Consider the following 19,541-nt stretch of genomic DNA (forward strand, 5'->3'; position numbering starts at 1 on the left):
GGTTGCTGTGCCTGAAATAGTTGGTGTGGTGTCATTAGTGTCTCCCACTGGGTTTACCGATAAGGTTGGTGCCGTGGTATCTATAACGCCAGTGGTTGTAGCTGAGGCTTCATTACCCGCTGCATCTATGGCTGTTGCCGTTATTGTGAACTCTCCCTCAGCTATAGGGGCTGTAGCTCCCACTTGCCAAGATCCATCTTCTGCAACGACTGCTATCAGGGTTTGCGAGTCACCATTTGAGTCTGTTACGAGTACAGTGATCGAGCTACCAGGCTCAACATCCGTTGTGGTACCACTAAATACAGGGGTTGAATCGCTAGAGTCAGTAAAATCATTTACACTGATAGTAGGTGCAGTTAAATCTATAGTGCCCGTTTGTGAGTCTTGCGCACTATTACCTGCACTATCACTTACATTTGCCACCACACTAAACTCACCCTCAGCTAATGCTTGTGGGACATCTATACTCCATGTGCCATCACCATCTATAGCCGTTATAAATTGCTGCTCAGCCCCTGCACTATCTGTAACAATCACAGTAACCACACTACCCGCTGCTAAACCTTGTGTAGAGCCGCTTATAGTAGGCGTTGTATCGTTTGTATCATCAATATTAGCTATAGTTACGGTAGGTGCGGTTAGATCTATGGTGCCAGTAACCGTTGCTGTACTGCTATTACCAGCTTCGTCACTTACACTAGCAGTCACTGTAAAGTCACCTTCGCTAAGCTCATTAAGTATATCGGCGCTATAGCTTCCATCCGCATTAGTTACTGCAGTAATCGTTTGCTGATTTCCGTCACTATCGGTTATTAATAAAGTGACCTCAGTACCTTGAGGAACATCTACTACGCTACCTGTAACACTCGGTGTTGTATCATTGGTGTCTGCAATTGGGTTAACAGTAATTGCCGGATCAGTTAAATCAATTTCACCTACTTCAGTAGCAGAGGCTGTGTTGCCAGCAGCATCGGTTACTGTTGCAACCACCGTAAATTGACCTTCTACCAACTCATCGGTTGCTTCGATTGACCATGTACCATCAGCATTTGTTGTAACTTGCACCGTTTCTGTTGCGCCGTCACTGCCTGTAAAGGTAACTGTAACCACCGCCCCTGCATCAACATCTTGCGTAGTACCGCTAATTGTTGGCGTAGTATCATTTGTATCAATAATAAAATTAATACTTACGGTCAAATCTACATTACCAACCGTACTTGCTTGTGCCTCATTGCCCGCATCGTCTATAACAGCTGCAACGACAGTAAAATCCCCTTCAGGCAGAGGCTGTGTAACTTGAGCGCTCCAAGAACCATCCTCTTGAGTGACGGCTAAAAGGTTAAACGTACTGCCATCACTTGCAGTAATAGTTAGGGTTATAGTGGTACCAGCAGGCACGTTACCAGTATTACCACTTAAAAATGGCGTGGTATCGTTTGTATCGGCAATAGAATCAATTTGAATAGAAATAGGGGCAAATGTAACTTCACCACTTGTTTGTGCCGATGCTTCATTACCTGCAGGGTCACTCACTGTTGCGGTAACATTAAAATCTCCGCCAGGAATAGCGTTAGGCGATTCAACACTCCACGTGCCATCAGCCCCAAGCGTGGTTGTTAAAGTTTGTACATTACCGTCGCTATCGGTTACTAAAACCGTAATTACAGAGCCCTCTGGTGCTCCTTCAACACGTCCTACAAAAGTAGGCGTTGTATCATTAGTGTCTGCAATAGCTGTAACTGTTATCTCAGGGCTAGTTAAATCAACTAACCCTTGCTCTACAGCTTGTGCTTCATTACCCGCAGTGTCAGTTACGGTTGCATTAACTTCAAACTCACCTTGCGCTAAAGGGGTAGAAACACTTACAGACCAGCTGCCGTCATCATTTGTTTGCGTTAACAGCGTTTGAGTTTGGCCATTAATATCGGTAATAACTACGCTAATCACAGAGCCTGCCGGCACATCCTGCGCAGAACCTGTAATAACAGGGGTTGTGTCTTGTGTATCGGCAATTGCGTCAATTTCCACAATGGGCGCTGTTAAGTCTATAGTACCGGCATCACTAGCAAGTGCCTGGTTACCAACGCTATCACTCACTTGCGCATCAACAGTAAAGCTACCCTCAGGTAATGCCACACCGACATCTACAGACCAGCTACCATCTTCATTGGTAATAGCTGTTAAAAGCTGTACTTCACCTGTACTATCGGTCACTGTTATTGTTACTTCAGTTCCCTGCGGTACACCCGTTGTAGTACCCGTTAATGGCGGAGTCGCATTATTAGTTTCGTCCGCTACTGTAACTGTAATTTCTGGCGCAGTTAAATCTACACTCGCAACGGCTTGATCAATTGCCTGGTTTCCAGCAGCATCAACAGCCACAGCGTTAACATTAAACTCCCCTTCCGCTAAAGGCGATGTAGTTGTAATACTCCAGTTACCTTGTGCATCAATTTGAGTAACAATCGTTTGTTGTGTGCCTGTGCTATCAGTAAGAGTTACCGAAACGTTATCGCCGGTATTCAGACCCGCTACTGACCCCGTAACCGTCACAGTTTGAGATGCAGAGTCTGCAACAGGATCAATATTAATGACTGGTGCGGTGGTATCTATTTCAATAGAAATAGCATCGTTAAACGCATTACCATCAGGGTCTGTTGCCTCTACAACAACGCTAACAGGCCCATCAGCTATAGGGTTAGGCAATGTAATTTCAAACGTGCCGTCAGGGCCAATAACTGCGCTTACTACTTGGGAGTTACCATTTTCATCTGTCACAGTAATGTTGACAGTTTCACCCACTAAATTTTCACTAGTACCGCTAATTGTCGGCTGAGAAGAGTTTGTTAACCCCACCTCATTTAATGATATTGATGCAGTATCATCAGGTACCACCCCATCAGTGGTATCTCTGATATTTACCGCCTCTGTAGAATTAGGATCAAAGCTTGAATCAAACGCGACACTGTTAGGATTAACTCCCTCAGAAATACGCGTCAGCTGAACAAATGAGCTTCCTCCACCAGAGCCCGCGCCACCAGCACCACCAGCTGCCGTTGCTTCTAAATTATCGAGAATATCGCCATCACCCTCTAACGCATCTAAAAAATCAGTCACATCAGAGTTAGCCGCCGTTTGACCCTCGTTATTATCATTTTGTTCTAAGCTTGCAATAGCCGCATCTAAGCTTTCGTCAAACACGGTAGTTTCGCTGCTATCGCGGGTTTCTTGGGCTAATAAATCAGGGGTAATTTTTACGTTTTGATTAGCAGGAATCGACAGGGTTTCTCCTTGCACATCAATGGTTAGCGATGAATTATCGGCGGTAACCACCAAATCACCAACAGTAATAGTATCGCCCACTTCAAGTGGTTTAATTGTGCCATCTTCTAAAACAACACCAGCAGACCCTTTTAAATCTATTACTAATAATTGATTAGATTCCATTTCACTTACCTCAAACATAAGAATTAAAAACTATTAATTAAAATGTAGAACAGCAAAACGTATTAGGTACTGTACTCAAGTACAGTTTTTAAAAAATATTAAAAATAAAAAAGTGGTAGATAATAATTTTTATGCTAGCCAAAACGATTATTTGCGAAATATGCATTTATTGACTAAACCATAGGGTAGGTATTGATGGCCTAAGTAACCCCTAAGAGGAAGAAATGATTACAAAAAATACTTTACTAAAGCAAAAAGGAAAGCTGCTTATAGGCTTAACGCTAAGTGCGCTTGGCGCAACGAATATAGTGCACGCCGATGACAGCTCCGTAGCACCCCTTACATACGTTACCAGTAAAGCAATTGAAAATAATCCAGAGGTACAGCAAGCGTGGCACACATTTAAATCATCAATTTATGGCGTAGATGCAGCACGCTCGGGCTACTTGCCTAGCGTTGACGTATCTGCCAGCGCAGGCTATGAACGTCGAAACTACGGTACTGAAGACGAATACAACCGCAACACAGCAGAACTAAGCGTTACTCAAATGCTTTACGACGGATTTAGAACATCTAACACCGTTGAAAGGTTTGAGCGTATTCAGCTCATTCGGTATTTTGAATTACTCTCACAAACAGAGCAAACAGCGTTAGATGCATCTATTGCATTTTTAGACGTACAAAAATTTAAAGAACTTGTGACGCTCGCTGAAGAAAATCTGCAAGAACACGAGTCTGTATACCAACAAATTGAACAAAGTGTAGGAGCCGGTGTTGCCCGAGCAGCTGATTTAGAGCAAATTAGTGGGCGCTTATCGCTAGCACAATCTAATGTATTAACCGAGTACGCTAACCTGCACGATGTAACAGCACGTTATTTAAGAGTGGTTGGCGAGCTGCCCGTAAACGATATAAAACAAGCTAAGTTAGATGAGCAAAATGTGCCTATCTCTATTAATCAGGCACTTGATATAGCCTACAAAAATAGCCCTGCCTTTTACGCATCGCTTTATAATATAGAGGCACAAGAAGCCAATGCCCGAGCACAAAAGGCAGCCTTTCATCCAAACGTAGACCTATCAGCCCGTTACGGTACACAAGACAGGGATGAGCTAGGCCTAAACGAGACCAGAACCGAAGCCCGTGTTGGTATAGACATAACCTATAACTTGTATAACGGTGGCCTAGATAGCGCCAACCTTGAACAAGCATACCAAGATGTAAATATTGCCAAGTATCAACGCGATCAAGCTTGTGTTGATATTCGTCAAAGCCTACAAATTGCCTATCATAATGTGAGCAATATAGAGCAAAAGCTGCCTACACTAGAAAGCTATAAAAATTCTTCAAACAGAGTAAAAATAGCTTATCGAGACCAATTTGATATTGGCCAGCGCACCTTACTTGACGTACTTGACGCAGAAAATGAAGCGTTTCAATCTAACCGCTCTTATATCGTTGCTCAATACGATAGACAAACAGCCATTTTAACTATGCTTAATGAGATGGGTAAACTACTACCTGCGCTAAATGTTATGTCTGACAAGTACCCAACATTAACAGAGTTAACAGACGATCCAATTGTGCATAACGCACAAAATATATGCCCTAGTTACGATGTAGCTGCTACGTTTAAACGCAAAGCTTTTTTACAAAAGAAAGCCGAGCAGGATAACGCCTACATGAGCGTTACAGCGATGCCTAGATATTTAGAGATACCCGCAGAAACCCCTAGTTTTGCAGATGACGATAATGATGGCGTTCCTAATGAGCAAGACACTTGTCCAAGCACACCAGCGGGAACAAATGTAGATTTATCTGGGTGTACTTTATATGACCAAACAACTGATTCTGTCGAAATAGGTATTCCCTTTTCAGCAGACTCTAGTCAAGTGCGCTCAGAGTACATGCAGGAGGTAGAAAAGCTTGCTGAGTTTTTAAAAAACAACCCAGATAAAAAAGTAGAAATCCAAGGCCATGCCTCATTAGACGGTGATAAAAAATACAACCGTAAACTTTCTGAGCAACGCGCATTTGCCGTTGCTCAATTACTTATTGAGCAATTTGGTATAGCACCTAATCGTGTTAAATCGTTTGGTTATGGTATTGACCAGCCTCGCATTAATGAAATTTCAGTGCGTGCTAATGCGGCAAACCGCCGTATCGAGGCGGTGATTACCGATAGTTAAGAGGTACCAAAAAACAAATTTAAAATGTTTTACATAACATTGGATGGTATATGGAATTAAATGATGTACTTGATCATGGTGGCGCACTCGTTGATTGCCTAGCAGTATTGTGCCGCTTTCATGATAAAGATTTTTCGAGGGAGGCCCTATTAAACGGCCTCCCATTAACAGATGGTAATTTAACACCTTCAGGGTTTGCTCGCGCTGCAAAACGCGTGGGCTTTAAATCAAAAGTAGTAAACAAACCTCTCAACCAGATTAATACAGCTTTACTACCTGCCATTATTATTTTAAATAATAATCAAGCCTGTGTAGTAACCGCTATTGATCACAAAAACAATACAGCACAGGTTATTTATCCTGAGCTAACTGAGTCTGTTGTAGAAGAAAGCCTTGATCAGTTAATTGAAAAATCAACAGGTTTAATTATTTATACTCACCCAGAGTTTATGTTTGATGAGCGCTCGCCAGTGCTCGAAAAGCTCTCTAAAGACGGCTGGTTTTGGGGCGTAATAAAAGAATGTCGTTCATTGTACAAAGACGTCATTATATCGGCGATTGCATTAGGCGTCCTCTCTGTTGCCATGCCATTATTCGTAATGAATGTATATGACCGGGTAGTCCCTAATCACGCTACCGAAACCCTTTGGGTTTTAGCCATAGGTATTTTAATAGCGCTGACCGCCGACTTTGTATTGCGCCTAGTGCGTAGCTACTTTGTTGAGCTTGCGGCAAGTCGTATTGATGTAAAAGTGTCGGCAGTTATTATGGAGCGTGTACTAGGTATGAAGCTTAAAAATAGGCCTTCATCAGCTGGGTCATTTGCTAGTAACATACAATCGTTTGAAGCCGTACGTAACTTTTTTAGCTCAATAACCTTGGTTGCGCTGGTTGATTTACCCTTTGTTGCAATATACCTCATTGTTATTGCGATAATAGGTGTACCACTAAGCTTACCCATTATTGCAGGTGCCCTAATACTTTTAAGTTATGGTATAGCGGCCCACAGAAAACTTGAAGCGCTTTCAGAGCAAACCATGAAAGCAAGCTCAATGCGCAACTCTATACTTGTAGAAAGCTTAACCAATATTGAAGATGTAAAAAGTTTTCACAGTGAATGTAAAACCCAATCGACATGGGAAAAGTCGACTATTTATATTGCTCAGGTTAATGCACAAAGTCGCTTAATCTCAAGTTCAATCTCCAATAGTGCAGCATGGATACAGCAATGCGTTGGCGTGATCATTATGATCATAGGTGTTCATCTCGTTATAGAGGGCGAGCTCACTCAAGGGGGGTTAATCGCCGCTTACTTACTTTCATCGCGGGCAATGGGGCCACTTGGTCAATGTGCAGCCGTGCTTGCGCAATATCATCATGCCGCCATCGCTATGCAATCACTTAACGAAATAATGGAAAAAGACGTTGAGCGCCCGCCAAATAAACATTGGTTAAGCCATCCTGTATTAAACGGAGACATAGAATTTAAAGACGTATGTTTTAAATATGAAGACGACGCAGGCGAAGCACTTAGTAATATTAGTTTTAAAATTAAAGCAGGCGAAAAAGTCGCTATTTTGGGGCGCAATGGCTCGGGTAAAAGCACCCTCGAAAAACTTATTCTAGGCCTTTACGACCCAACCGCAGGCTCCGTAATGGTTGATAACAATAATATACAACAAATAGACCCCGCAGAACTTCGCCATAACATAGGGTATGTGCCACAAAATATAGCGCTGTTTTTTGGTAGCTTAAAAGACAACCTCACTATTAGTGCGTGGCACGCTAAAGATGAACAAATTATTAGTGCATGCGAAAAAAGCCAGTTATTCGAGTTAATAAACTCTCACCCCGATGGGTTTGACCTGCAAGTTGGTGAACAAGGTCGCCTGCTATCTGGCGGCCAAAAACAAGCTATAGGTATAGCGCGTGCTCTAATAAATGACCCGCCTATAATGCTGTTAGATGAGCCTACCTCATCGCTTGATCACAATAGTGAAAATAAAATTATTCAAAACTTAAAAACCGCCACTCAAAATAAAACTTTAATTGTAGTCACTCACCGATCGTCTTTACTTGCACTAGTTGATCGCATCATCGTACTCGATAACGGAAAAATAGTTGCCGATGGACCTAAACAAACAGTCATCGCGGCACTAAATAATCAAACCGTGGAGCAAGCATCATGAGTGACAATAAAAAGCCACTAGAGCAGCGCTCTTTTGAATCGGTAAGTAAAGCCATAGAAGCCCGTAAAAAAGGTAAGCCATCAATCTTCAATCGCTTATTTAAGGGCTGGCTTTCGCCTCCTGAATCGCAAGATTGGGTGGTCGATGCACAATGGGAAAAAATGCAGCAAGAGCCTGCCAGCGCACGTTTTTTATTATATCTCATTTGCATTGCATTTATTTTGCTTACAGTTTGGGCAGGCTTTGCACCCCTTGATGAGGTAGCCCGTGGTGAAGGCCGCGTTATCCCATCAAATAAATTACAGCTAGTGCAATCTTACGATGGCGGCATGGTAGAAAAAATAAATATTAGAGAAGGACAAATTGTTGAAGAAGGTGACGTATTAATAAAAATTGACCCCACGCGGTTTATTTCAAGCTTTAGAGAAAACCAATCTAAAGTGCAATCACTCACCGCTAAAGTAGCCAGATTACAGGCACTTACCAGAAAAGAAGAGCTTGTTTTTCCTGATGAGCTGGTTAAGCAGGTTCCCGAGGCGGTCGCGCATGAGCGCTCAATATATTTAAGCAACCGCCAAGAACTAGAGCAACAAGTTGCAATTCATAAACGCCAGCTTGAACAACGCAGACAAGATCATATTGAGGCAAAAGCTGCTTTGCAACAGCATACAAGCGCTTTAAGGCTAACTAACAGAGAGCTGCAAGTGACCCGTCCATTGCTAAAAACAGGCGCAGTGTCTGATATAGACATCATTAGGTTAGAGCGTGAAATAGTTGATTTAAATGGCGAAATTAATCGCACTAAAGCCGTTATCAACCGCAGCTTATCAGCTATCAACGAAGCTAAAAACAAAGTTACCGAAGTTGAGCTGGCAATGATCAACCGCTGGAACAACGAGCTTTCAGAGGCACTGCTGCGTTTAGAGTCAATAAAAGAAACCGAATCAGGGCTTGCCGACAAAGTAGCTCAAACTGAAATTAAATCGCCTGTTAAAGGCACGGTACAACGTTTATTGGTTAATACCGTAGGGGGCATTTTACAACCCGGCAGCGACGTTTTAGAAATAGTTCCTTTGGACGATCAACTTATTGTTGAGGCAAAAATACCGCCAAAAGATATAGCCTTTTTACGCCCAGGGCAGCCCGCTATGATTAAATTTAGCGCCTACGATTTCGCAGTATATGGCGGACTAGAAGCCGAGGTTCTGCATATAAGTGCAGATACAATTACCGATGATAGAGAAAATACTTTTTATTTAGTGCAATTAAAAACCACTAAAAATAACTTTTCAGAAGAGTTGACTATAATTCCAGGGATGACCACACAAGTGGATATTATCACTGGTAAAAAAACCGTCTTGGAATATTTACTTAAGCCCGTACTCAGAGCTACATCGCAAGCAATGACAGAACGCTAAACTGAATTTATTGGAGTAAATGAATGCGTCAAAGTATATTTATTACACAACCAGAACTAGAGTCAAGCCACTGGCGAAGTGCGTTTGCAGGTTGTGTAATATGCACCAAAGAACCAAAGCAAATTAATACTTCGAGTATTATATGGATTTTGGCGGGCACTTCGGGATGGCTTGAACTAGTAAAAAAATACGCACAAAAACGCTTACCGGTTATTGTAATGACCACAAACTTAGAAATAGAGGAGCTTAGAGCAGCCCTGCAAGCCGGAGCAAGAGGCTATGTAGAAGCACTTGCATCTAAAGTAATATTGCAACAAGTGCTTGAAACTATATGCTCAGGCGGCCTGTGGTTACCTGGGCAACTGCTGTCTAATATTGTTGGGGCACTAAGCCAGCAACAAATAAATTACACCCATGCGTGCGATATCCAAAGCTTAACTAAACGAGAGCGCCAAGTTGTTGATATAGTTATAACAGGGGCCACCAATAAACAAGCCGCTGAGGCACTTAATATTACAGAGCGCACAATTAAAGAACATATGAGTTCAATTTTCACTAAGCTAAAAGTACGCGACCGAATACAGCTTATGTTAGCGGTAAAAGGTAACTGATCACGGCAGATAGATTAATATTTTTAGTATTTAATTATTTGTTGCCAATATTCACCGCTCTTTTATGATTAAAGAGTCGCTTTACGACTCTTTAATCACACCATCAAAACCCAGGTTCACTAAGGTATCAATATCGTCTTGGCTTGTTACGCCCTGCGCTACGACCTTAATACCAATTGAGTGAGCCAACGTACACACACCACGTAAGAAGGTTTGGTTGTCTTGGCTGTAACTAATGTTGTGCGCGTAAATGCTGTCTATCTTAAGCATTTCTAAGCCAAACTCTTGAATGTTCTTAATCTTAGTAAACTCAGGCCCCACACGTTTTAGCGCTACTTTGGCGCCCATACAGCGTACCTGCTCGCAAAATTCCTTAAATATATCTTTTTCGTTTACGACAATGTTTTCGCGTATATCAAAACATATATTTTTTGCCAAATCAGGAAAGGCAGACACATAGGTTAATACCGAAGCAAGCGCGGTATCATCCATTAATGTTTGCGCCGAAAGTTCTACAGCAATTAATTCATTAGGCGGCGCTTCACCATACTGTTTAACAATTTGCTTAATTAAGCTCCAATCCAAACGCGCTAATAGGTTTAAGCGGTTAGCCCATTGATAGTAATAGCTAGATTTATAATGTTGGCCGCCAAATTCTAAGCTTAAACTAAGCTGGTGCTGCAACAAAGTGTCATTAAAGCCCATAATTTCTAAACAATTTAACTGAATAGTTTTTTGCTCAAGTGCGTCTTCAATAGCTTTTTTCCAGCCAGTAGAATCATCAAAAATTTCACTCTTTTGTTTATTATCAATGACTTTTGCTTGCACCCCAGGTTTGTTACCTGCTGTTTTTAATAAACCATCTACACGGCGTAATAAATCAAAGCGGGTGTCGTTTTTCTCTATGTAGGTACAACTGTGTACAATAGCCAAATCAATGTTTTTGTATTCATCAACAATCGATTTATGTAGTGCGGTTATTTGCTCGCTAAGCGCCTGTATATCGTCAGTATCACTAAATAAAACGGTAAAATCGGTATGCGATATACGGGCAATATAGTTCTCTGAAAAGTGTGCCTGATTAGATTCTAAAAACTGCGTAAGCACCTGAGAAAAACGGCGTAAAAAGTTAACCATTTCTACACGGCTCACCGACTCACTTATTTTATCTAGATTAACGACCCTAAATAAAAACAAAGCACCATGGGCATGATCTTTCACTTTTTGTAAATGGGCTTCTAATGTGGCACTAAAATATTCTCGGTTGGCAAGCCCTGTAAGCTCATCGTGCTGCGCTTTAAATCGCAGTTCTTCTAAGCGTTTATTGTCTTCTTTTATTATGCGGCTAAAGCGGGTAGATAATAAATTCATCGACTGCACAAGGCGTGCAAATTCAAAGGTTTTTGGCACTTTTGATTTAATAAAGCGCTTATCGCCAAAGGCATTAGCTTGATACACCACATCATCAAGTGGCGTTAAAATTTTACGTAGTAAATACGCACTTATTGCACAGGCAAAAAAAGCAACCACTAAAAAACTAAAAAACAATTTAAGCGCGCTTTCCCACAGTGCTTGCTCAGCATATTGGCTGTGGCTTTCAACAAACAAAGTACCAAATTGCTGCCAACCGTTATTAACTTGCCCAACACCTGGTTGTACATTTAGACCATATATCGTCCTAAACCAAGCCGGTGCAGTATTTTCCAACGTATCAGTAAATACGCGCTTTACAATAACCTCACCATTAGGGTCTTGCAGCTCTATACGTTTGTAGTGGCCGGTATCAAACGTGGCTGACACTAAAAGTTCAAGCTCTACAGGGTCTTTTTCAAGCTGGCTGATCATCAGCGCTAAGGAGCTAGCATTATCAACATTTTTTAAATACAGTTGGGTAGAGAAGTAGTTTTTAGCTGAGTTAGTACTTATTAACACACTACTTATAAATCCCACAAAAATCACCACCAGCAAGGCGATCCACAGCTCTTGCCTAAGAGTGATTTTTCTTTTTTTGAAAAACTTAAATAAAGAAAATGACGCCATTACCACATAACCCCTTCTTGTGATGTCTGCTCCAAAATTTTACGCCAGCGCGATAGCCTTGCTGTTGGGCTGGCTACGCTTTTCGTCGAGTTATTTGCCCATAAACCTTGGCTGTTAAAACTAAATACAGGGCTTAAATCAACACGCTTTGCAGCAGGTAGCACTTTTGTTATTAAACTATCTAAAATAAGCGGCTGAGCATTAGGCGTAGCAAAGTAACCTAACACCATGTGTGCTTGTGTTTTGTTTGTACCGGCAAGCTTCGCTTTTACATATATAAGCCTAAGTTTGTCGTCGCTCACACCTAAGGCACGTAAGCTAATATACTTGGCAATGGCATAATCTTCGCAATCGCCTAAGCCGCGCCCAAGCGTTTCTAATGGCGTAGCCCAATAGTCATTTTGTTTCCAAAGTTGTATATCGGTTTGGTAACGCAGATTACGAGCAAAAAAGTTGTTTACTATAAGTATTTGTTGTTGTTCTGGTTTATTTTGTGTTTGTACCAACATTCTTTGCCAATTGCGTGCAACAGTCACTCGTGCAGGGCCATATTTTTGCCCCATTAATTCTATAAAGGTATTAAATTGAATAGTTAAACGGCTCGCAAACACGCCGCTTGAAAGTAAAAAAAATAGCAGTAAATAGCGCAAATTGCTTTTGCACCAAAAAAATAGCTTATTTGAGGAAAGAGTGGGCCTAAGTGTCATTCACAGCCCAAAAAAAGAAAAATTAAAAACATACACCAAACGCTACACTACTTGTTCAAATATTATTCGTAACAACAGCATAGCACTCAATATAAAAGGATGAGATATTTTGTATGTGTTTTTTTATGAGATTTAAATTTTAGCGAGACAATATAAGTTTTGCTCAATACATTAACTCACGTAATTATTCGTCGTAGTGTTTATAGTTGATTTATCAAATCAAAGATTTACAAAAAAACGCGTTAAACTTTCCCGCAAATAGTAAAGTTATGCGTATATTCCACACGGTTAACGCTAAAACCAGCTACTGAGTTAGCAACTTGGTATCGCTTTATAACTTAAAGTAGTGGTCAATTACCTAATAGTAGGTCACTTTTTTAACTTCACGCGGCTTAATTTCGCCTATGTATAAGTCATGCACGCGCTTCATGTTTAGCTCAAGCTCCGTCACGTACACATCGTCAACTGAGTAGGTTTTAATTATTTGTGCCCCTTTAATTATGCCCTGTACTTTACTTTCCATGTAATCGTTTTGAGCAATTGCACCTGCTACAGACGTGCCCGCTGTGATTTTTTGCCCATAAACTTGTTCAGTCAGTTCGCGGTATGCCTCAAGCTTAGAGGCTTTAATTGCCATTAATTGCTTTTGTGATTTATTAGCGCCTTGCTGCAAGCTAATAGGTGCATAACCCACCGCTTTAAGAATGGGATAATTATTTGGCTCTACATATGTGTACTCAACATGTTTATCAAACACATTGCTACAGCCGGCAAGGCCAAGGCTTGCTAAAGTAAGTAATATAATTGCACGCATTTATTTGCACCCTTTAAACTAATTACAAAAATAAATGCAGGTTTAATGCCATTAATTGCCTACAAGCTAACATAGAGTATTAATATTGGTGCACTCCTTGCTTAGCTAAAGCGTAATTAACTAATTTGATGTGGAGTACCAGTATGAACACGTTTTTATCGTCACTATTTGCAGGTGTCACTAGCGCTGCTTTATTAACGTTTTCTGCCAGTACTTACGCACAATGGTTTGAATCTACCGGCCATGCACAAATACAAAATGGCGACATTAGCAGCGCTAAATCAGCCGCGATAAAAGATGCAATTACACAGGCATTAGTATTTTCTGGCGCACGGGTTAGCTCAGTGCAAACCTTGGTAGACGGCGTATTAACGCAAGATCAACTTAAAATTAGTAGCCACGGCGAAATCCAAAAAATAGAGCTGGTGAGCGAGCAACGCCAAAACGAGCAGTTTGCCATTACCCTTAGGCTTGATGTATTTGCTCAAACAGAGCAATGCCCACAAAGTAACTTTAATAAATTTGTTGCTGTAACACAAAGCCAGCTTGTTCATCGAGAGCACGCCTTAATGGGTCAAATATTTGACGTAAATAAAGCCATTAGTAAAAAGTTATTTAGTGCTTTGCAAAGCACAAAAATGAGCGCCCTACCCGTTGCTTACTACAACAAAGCCATTAATGTAGATAATTACTTTAATCAGCAACACGACTATTCAAATGCACAGCTAGAAGAGCTTTCAGCCAGAAGCAACGCGCAATATGTTTTATTAAGCCAAATAACCAATTTAGCGCCAAGCGATAAACTCAATAACGACTACGCCTTTTGGCAAGACGAAACCTACCAGCGCAGCTACGCTATTGAGTTTATGTTGTTTGATGGCACTACGTACGAGCAATTATGGCAAAACAGTTATCATACCCAAGCGGTATGGCCATTCGAAAAAACAGCCATAGTTGATGTAAATAGTGATAGGTTTTGGCAATCACCTTTTGGGCTAAGTATTAGCGATATAAATCAAACGGCCAGTTACGATATACAAGCAGCTATGGCGTGTTTTCCTACTAAGGGAAAAATAATGCACATGGAAAACAATAAATTGGTGATAAACCTAGGCAAAGATCATGGCCTTAAAAAAGGCCAACTATTAACCATAGCGCACCATAACTACTTAACTGATGCACAAGGCAATACTATGCCGCATACCATTACCACACTTAATACCCTTGTGGTTGAGCAGCTTTATAAACAAAGCGCCATTGCTGTAAGCCTTAACGATAAGCCTTTGCCTGGGGTACAAATAAACGATGTGGTAGAAGTTGCAAACCAAGAGCGTTAAATAGGGCGTGTTAACCTTTGGTGATTGAATTTGCAGCCGTGTGTTTGGTTTTTAGGCAAGGCAGAGCCTATGAAGTGTGGTTATCCCCCATAAATAGGCGATAACGTAGCATAAAGACCAAACACGCGCTGCCCAACGGGTTCTTTCTAGGGACGATTAACTCCTTGATGTTCGCTTTTTACTTAGCCCACTAGGTTACAAACCTCACGCCGCGGTTTAATCGCCCCTAGATTGAACAAATTTCAATCCAAAAAGGTCAACACGCCCTAAGCGCTCGCTTTAAATTTGGGTGCTCTGCCAACCATTGCGCTAATTGCTCAACGCCTGCTAAATGCGGATAATGTTTTCTGCAAGCAAATACCACATTACGCTGCTGATTAGGAAAAATAGGTAAATAATCAATCCCTACACGCTGTGTACACGCAAGCTTGGGCACAAATGTCACCCCGTCATCTATCGCCACCAGCGCCAATAAAGTCTCTAAACTATTGCCCTTATATTGGTTTGACACATCCACCCCCGCAGCAAAACAAAACTTTTGGGCTTGATCTTTAAAGCAATGACCATCACTTAACATTAATAGGCTACAACTTTGCAGCTCGCTTAGCGCTACTTTTTTACGATTAGATAACGGGTTATCGGTTGAAACAGCAACCATAAAGTCTTCTTTGTACACGTTAACCGTATGGTAGTTTTTAAGCTCAGGAACATCAGCCAAAATTGCAAAGTCGAGCTCGCCGTTATCAAGCGCCTCTAGCATAGTCGCTGTTTGCATTTCTATAAACGTAAAGTGGCTCTCGCTAAATGCCGCTTTCATAGAGGTCAGTAAAGCGCTAAGTAAATACGGTGCAATAGTAGGAATAATACCAATTCTTAGCTTACCTTGTAGCGGCCCGTTTGAAGTAGCCGCCAGCTCTTTTAAGATTTCTGTTTGCTCTAAAATAACGTTTATTTGTGTCAACAAACGTTCACCTTGCGCTGTTAATGTAACTTGCTTAGTTGAACGGTCAAATAAAACAACATTAAGCTCTTGCTCAAGCTTTTTTACTTGCCCACTTAGTGTAGGCTGGCTAACAAAACAGGCATCGGCCGCTTTGCGAAAATGCTTGTGGTGAGCTATTGCTTTTACATACTCTAAATCTTTTAAGTTCAAATTCATCTCCACCTGATAGGCTATACCTATTAGTTTAATACAAACAAACGATTGGAACTATATTTAAATTCTCGCCATAATGGCTCCAACAAATCAAGAGGAACAAACTATGTTAAAGAATATTGAAGGTCAAACAATCCCAAGCGTTACATTTGCAACACGTCAAAACGACGAATGGAAATCAGTAACCACAGACGAAATTTTTACAGGCAGAACCGTTGTTGTGTTTTCACTACCGGGCGCATTTACACCAACCTGTTCATCAACTCACTTACCACGCTACAACGAGTTAGCCGGCGTACTTAAGCAAAATGGCGTTGATGAAATTGTATGTGTATCAGTAAACGATACATTTGTAATGAACGCATGGGCAGAGCATCAAGAAGCGCAAAACATCACATTATTACCTGATGGCAACGGCGAGTTTACTGACGGCATGGGCATGTTAGTCGATAAAAACGACTTAGGCTTTGGTAAGCGTAGCTGGAGATACTCTATGCTAGTGAAAGATGGCGTTATCGACAAAATGTTCATCGAACCAGATTTACCAGGCGACCCGTTTGAAGTTTCTGATGCAGACACAATGCTTGACTACATCAACCCAAAACAAACTAAGCCAGAGCCAGTAACCGTATTTACTAAACCTGGTTGCCCTTTCTGTAAAAAAGCAAAAGAGCTACTAACAGAAAAAGGCTACGCCTTTGAAGAAGTTGTTATGGGTGCAGGCGCTACATTAACAAGCCTTAAAGCAATCACTGGCCGTGACACTGTTCCACAAATATTTATTGGTGGACAACACATTGGCGGCTCAGACGATTTAGAAAAATACTTTGCTTAATTAAGTAAAAAATAGCAGGGGCGTACGCGCCCCTCTATATCAATCTCATCGCTCAGATTGAAAATAATAAAGGATACCACTATGAAAGAATTACAAACCGATGTTGTTGTTATAGGTGCAGGTACTGCAGGCTTAAGCGCATATCGTAACGCAAAACAATTCACCCCTAACGTTTTAATGATTGAATCAGGCCCGTACGGTACTACCTGTGCACGCGTTGGTTGTATGCCAAGTAAATTACTGATTGCCGCAGCCGAAGCCGCGCATTCAATTGAAATGGCACCTGCATTTGGCGTACATAGCTCAAAGCCACGAATAGACGGCAAAGCAGTTATGGCACGTGTTAAAAGCGAACGAGACCGCTTCGCAGGATTCGTAGTAGAAGCCGTAGATGACATACCAGATGAAGATAAAATTCGTGGTTACGCTAAATTTTTAGACGCCAACCGCGTACAAATTGACGATGACATCATTATAACCGCTAAACGTTTTGTTATTGCCACCGGTTCGCGCCCATCATACCCAGGCGTGTTTAACAACTTTGGCGACAAACTTATTATAAACGACGATGTATTTAACTGGGACGACCTACCAGAATCAGTGGCCGTATTTGGTCCAGGTGTAATAGGCCTAGAAATTGGCCAAGCACTGAGCCGCTTAGGCGTAAACGTAAAATTATTTGGTGTTGGCGGCGCGATTGGCCCACTTACCGACCCAGTAGTAAAAGACTATGCAAACACTGTTTTTGCTGAAGAATTTTTTGTAGATACCGACTCAAACGTATCTGACATGATGCAAGTTGGCGATAAAGCCCAGCTTACTTACACCGATAAAGACGGTGCTAAACACACCGAGCAATTTGACTACGTACTTGCAGCCACAGGTCGAGTACCCAACGTAGACAAACTAGGGTTAGAGAATACCGGCATAGAGCTTGATGAGCGCGGTGTACCGCATGCTGGCCCACATACAATGCAATGTGGTAACTCAAATATATTTATAGCAGGCGATGCCAGTAATATGATCCCCCTGCTACACGAGGCATCTGATCAAGGCACTATTGCCGGCCAAAATGCTGGGCGCTTCCCCGATGTACGCATTGGCCTTCGCCGCGCTAAAATTGCCGCCGTATTTAGTGACCCGCAAATAGCAATGGTTGGCGAAAGTTATTCGCAAATTACAGAGCGCCTAGGTGAATGTGGTTGCTTTGAAGTAGGCGAAGTGAGTTTTGAAAACCAAGGCCGCAGCCGAGTAATGCTTAAAAATAAAGGCCACATGCGCGTTTACGCAGAACAAGGCACAGGCTTATTTTTAGGAGCAGAATTTATTGGCCCACAAGCCGAACACCTTGCTCATTTATTAGCTTGGGCTGTGCAAAACAAAATGACCGTACCAGAAATGCTGGAAATGCCATTTTACCACCCAGTAATTGAAGAAGGTCTACGTACTGCCCTTCGCGATTTAAATGCCAGACTTAAATTTGGCCCAGATATTATTAACAGCTGTATGGAATGCGGACCAGGCGCTTAACTTTTATACAGCAATAAAACAAATACATACTTGCTAACAAAAAGCCAAAACAGTCGTTTTGGCTTTTTTATGCGCTTTTTTAACCATAATGCCCATTGTATTAAATTATGAGGTATTTATAGCAACAGATAAACAGAATAATAACAAAGGCATAATTTTCGATAGGCATTTGTTCTACTTAAAAATTTATAACGCCGTTTACGCTTTATTTAGCACGTTTGGATGACTAAATTTTTAATTCGATTGCTATAACCTCTCAAAAATTATTTTAGCTGTTACACTTATTTGATAACTCAATCACAACAAGATGGAAAAGCTATGCCCAATAATAAATTTAGACTAGTCACCCGCAGCGATTTCGACGGCTTAGTATGTGCCGTACTGCTCAAAGACTTAGACCTAATTGATGACATTTTATTTGTACACCCAAAAGACATGCAAGATGGCAAAATCGACATAACAGCAAACGACATCACCACTAACCTACCCTACGTTGCAGGCTGCCATATTGCATTTGACCATCACTTAAGCGAAACCGTACGTAACGCAAGCGATATTAAAAACCATGTAATTGACCCTAAAGCCCCTTCTGCTGCACGCGTTGTTTATGATTATTATGGCGGCGCAGAAAAATTTCCAAATATCAGCAAAGACATGATGGACGCAGTAGATAAAGGCGATGCCGCGCAGTTCTCAAAAGACGAAATACTCAACCCAACCGATTGGGTATTAATGAACTTTATCATGGATGCGCGCACAGGCCTTGGCCGCTTCCGCGAGTTTAAAATTTCAAACTACCAATTAATGATGAAACTCATAGATGCCTGTAAAGATCAAAGCATTGAAGAGATTTTAAAAATGGAAGATGTAGCTGAACGCGTTGCGCTATATAACGAGCATAACGAAAAGGCCAAAGCGCAAATAGCACAATGTGCAACCGTGCATAAAAACCTCGTGGTACTAGATTTAACCCAAGAAGAAACCATTTACGCCACCAACCGCTTTGTTATTTACGCCCTATACCCCGACTGCAATATATCAATTCACAAAATGTGGGGCCTTAAAAAACAAAACGTAGTATTTGCCATAGGTAAATCAATCACCAACCGCAGCTCAAATACCAATGTTGGCGAGTTATGCCTTAAATACGGCGGTGGCGGCCATTTAAACGCCGGCACTTGCCAAGTAGAAACCAGCAAAGCCGAAGCGGTACTGGGTGAGCTGATTGATACGATTACCAGTGATGGTTAAGCTGTAAGCTGTAAGCT

The 19,541-nt window shown here is 41.5% G+C and carries 13 protein-coding genes; 8 read left to right on the forward strand and 5 right to left on the reverse strand.

Annotated features, from left to right (window positions below):
• Positions 1-3,447: beta strand repeat-containing protein (locus CWC16_RS14140; RefSeq protein WP_171037663.1), on the reverse strand; the 3,447-nt coding region annotated here is incomplete at its 3' end.
• Between the two features lie 224 nt (positions 3,448-3,671).
• Here CWC16_RS14140 and CWC16_RS14145 point away from each other — a divergent pair.
• From CWC16_RS14145 to CWC16_RS14160, 4 genes are read left to right on the forward strand one after another with little or no spacing between them, the layout of a single operon-like run.
• Positions 3,672-5,636 (forward strand): TolC family outer membrane protein, encoded by a 1,965-nt coding sequence (locus CWC16_RS14145; RefSeq protein ID WP_055018866.1) that lies wholly within the window; start codon positions 3,672-3,674, stop codon positions 5,634-5,636.
• Positions 5,637-5,686: 50 nt separating this feature from the next.
• Positions 5,687-7,825 (forward strand): type I secretion system permease/ATPase, encoded by a 2,139-nt coding sequence (locus CWC16_RS14150; RefSeq protein WP_138541980.1) that lies wholly within the window; start codon positions 5,687-5,689, stop codon positions 7,823-7,825.
• Entirely contained in the window at positions 7,822-9,243 is a 1,422-nt protein-coding gene (locus CWC16_RS14155; RefSeq protein ID WP_055016713.1) for an HlyD family type I secretion periplasmic adaptor subunit, read from the forward strand. The genes CWC16_RS14150 and CWC16_RS14155 overlap by 4 nt, the downstream gene beginning before the upstream one ends.
• A 23-nt stretch (positions 9,244-9,266) precedes the next feature.
• Positions 9,267-9,854 (forward strand): LuxR C-terminal-related transcriptional regulator, encoded by a 588-nt coding sequence (locus CWC16_RS14160; protein WP_055016714.1) that lies wholly within the window; start codon positions 9,267-9,269, stop codon positions 9,852-9,854.
• 81 nt (positions 9,855-9,935) lie between these two features.
• Here the strand turns inward: CWC16_RS14160 and CWC16_RS14165 are convergent, their stop codons facing one another.
• The 3 genes from CWC16_RS14165 to CWC16_RS14175 form a co-directional block, all read right to left on the reverse strand.
• The gene (locus CWC16_RS14165; RefSeq protein WP_138541981.1) at positions 9,936-11,894 is read right to left on the reverse strand and encodes a bifunctional diguanylate cyclase/phosphodiesterase; all 1,959 of its coding nucleotides are present in this window, start codon (positions 11,892-11,894) and stop codon (positions 9,936-9,938) included.
• Positions 11,894-12,601, reverse strand: coding sequence for a transglutaminase-like cysteine peptidase (locus CWC16_RS14170; RefSeq protein WP_138541982.1), 708 nt, complete (start codon positions 12,599-12,601; stop codon positions 11,894-11,896). The genes CWC16_RS14165 and CWC16_RS14170 overlap by 1 nt, the downstream gene beginning before the upstream one ends.
• Before the next feature lie 358 nt (positions 12,602-12,959).
• The gene (locus CWC16_RS14175; RefSeq protein WP_055016717.1) at positions 12,960-13,415 is read right to left on the reverse strand and encodes an LPP20 family lipoprotein; all 456 of its coding nucleotides are present in this window, start codon (positions 13,413-13,415) and stop codon (positions 12,960-12,962) included.
• 143 nt (positions 13,416-13,558) lie between these two features.
• On the opposite strand from CWC16_RS14175, the gene CWC16_RS14180 reads away from it, so the two are divergent.
• Complete coding sequence (locus tag CWC16_RS14180) at positions 13,559-14,752, forward strand: flagellar assembly protein FlgT (protein WP_138541983.1); 1,194 nt, start codon at positions 13,559-13,561, stop codon at positions 14,750-14,752.
• Positions 14,753-15,008: 256 nt separating this feature from the next.
• Here the strand turns inward: CWC16_RS14180 and CWC16_RS14185 are convergent, their stop codons facing one another.
• Positions 15,009-15,905, reverse strand: a complete 897-nt coding sequence (locus CWC16_RS14185) for a LysR substrate-binding domain-containing protein (RefSeq protein WP_171037664.1) — start codon at positions 15,903-15,905, stop codon at positions 15,009-15,011.
• 109 nt (positions 15,906-16,014) lie between these two features.
• On the opposite strand from CWC16_RS14185, the gene CWC16_RS14190 reads away from it, so the two are divergent.
• The 3 genes from CWC16_RS14190 (at position 16,015) to CWC16_RS14200 (ending at position 19,524) form a co-directional block, all read left to right on the forward strand.
• Positions 16,015-16,743, forward strand: coding sequence for a glutathione peroxidase (locus CWC16_RS14190; protein ID WP_024033064.1), 729 nt, complete (start codon positions 16,015-16,017; stop codon positions 16,741-16,743).
• Positions 16,744-16,824: 81 nt separating this feature from the next.
• Entirely contained in the window at positions 16,825-18,273 is a 1,449-nt protein-coding gene (locus CWC16_RS14195) for a dihydrolipoyl dehydrogenase (RefSeq protein ID WP_138541985.1), read from the forward strand.
• Between the two features lie 318 nt (positions 18,274-18,591).
• Entirely contained in the window at positions 18,592-19,524 is a 933-nt protein-coding gene (locus tag CWC16_RS14200) for a DHH family phosphoesterase (protein ID WP_138541986.1), read from the forward strand.
• Positions 19,525-19,541 lie beyond the last annotated feature (17 nt).

It is taken from the genome of Pseudoalteromonas sp. S3776 (assembly GCF_005886915.1).
In the GTDB taxonomy this organism is placed as follows: domain Bacteria; phylum Pseudomonadota; class Gammaproteobacteria; order Enterobacterales; family Alteromonadaceae; genus Pseudoalteromonas.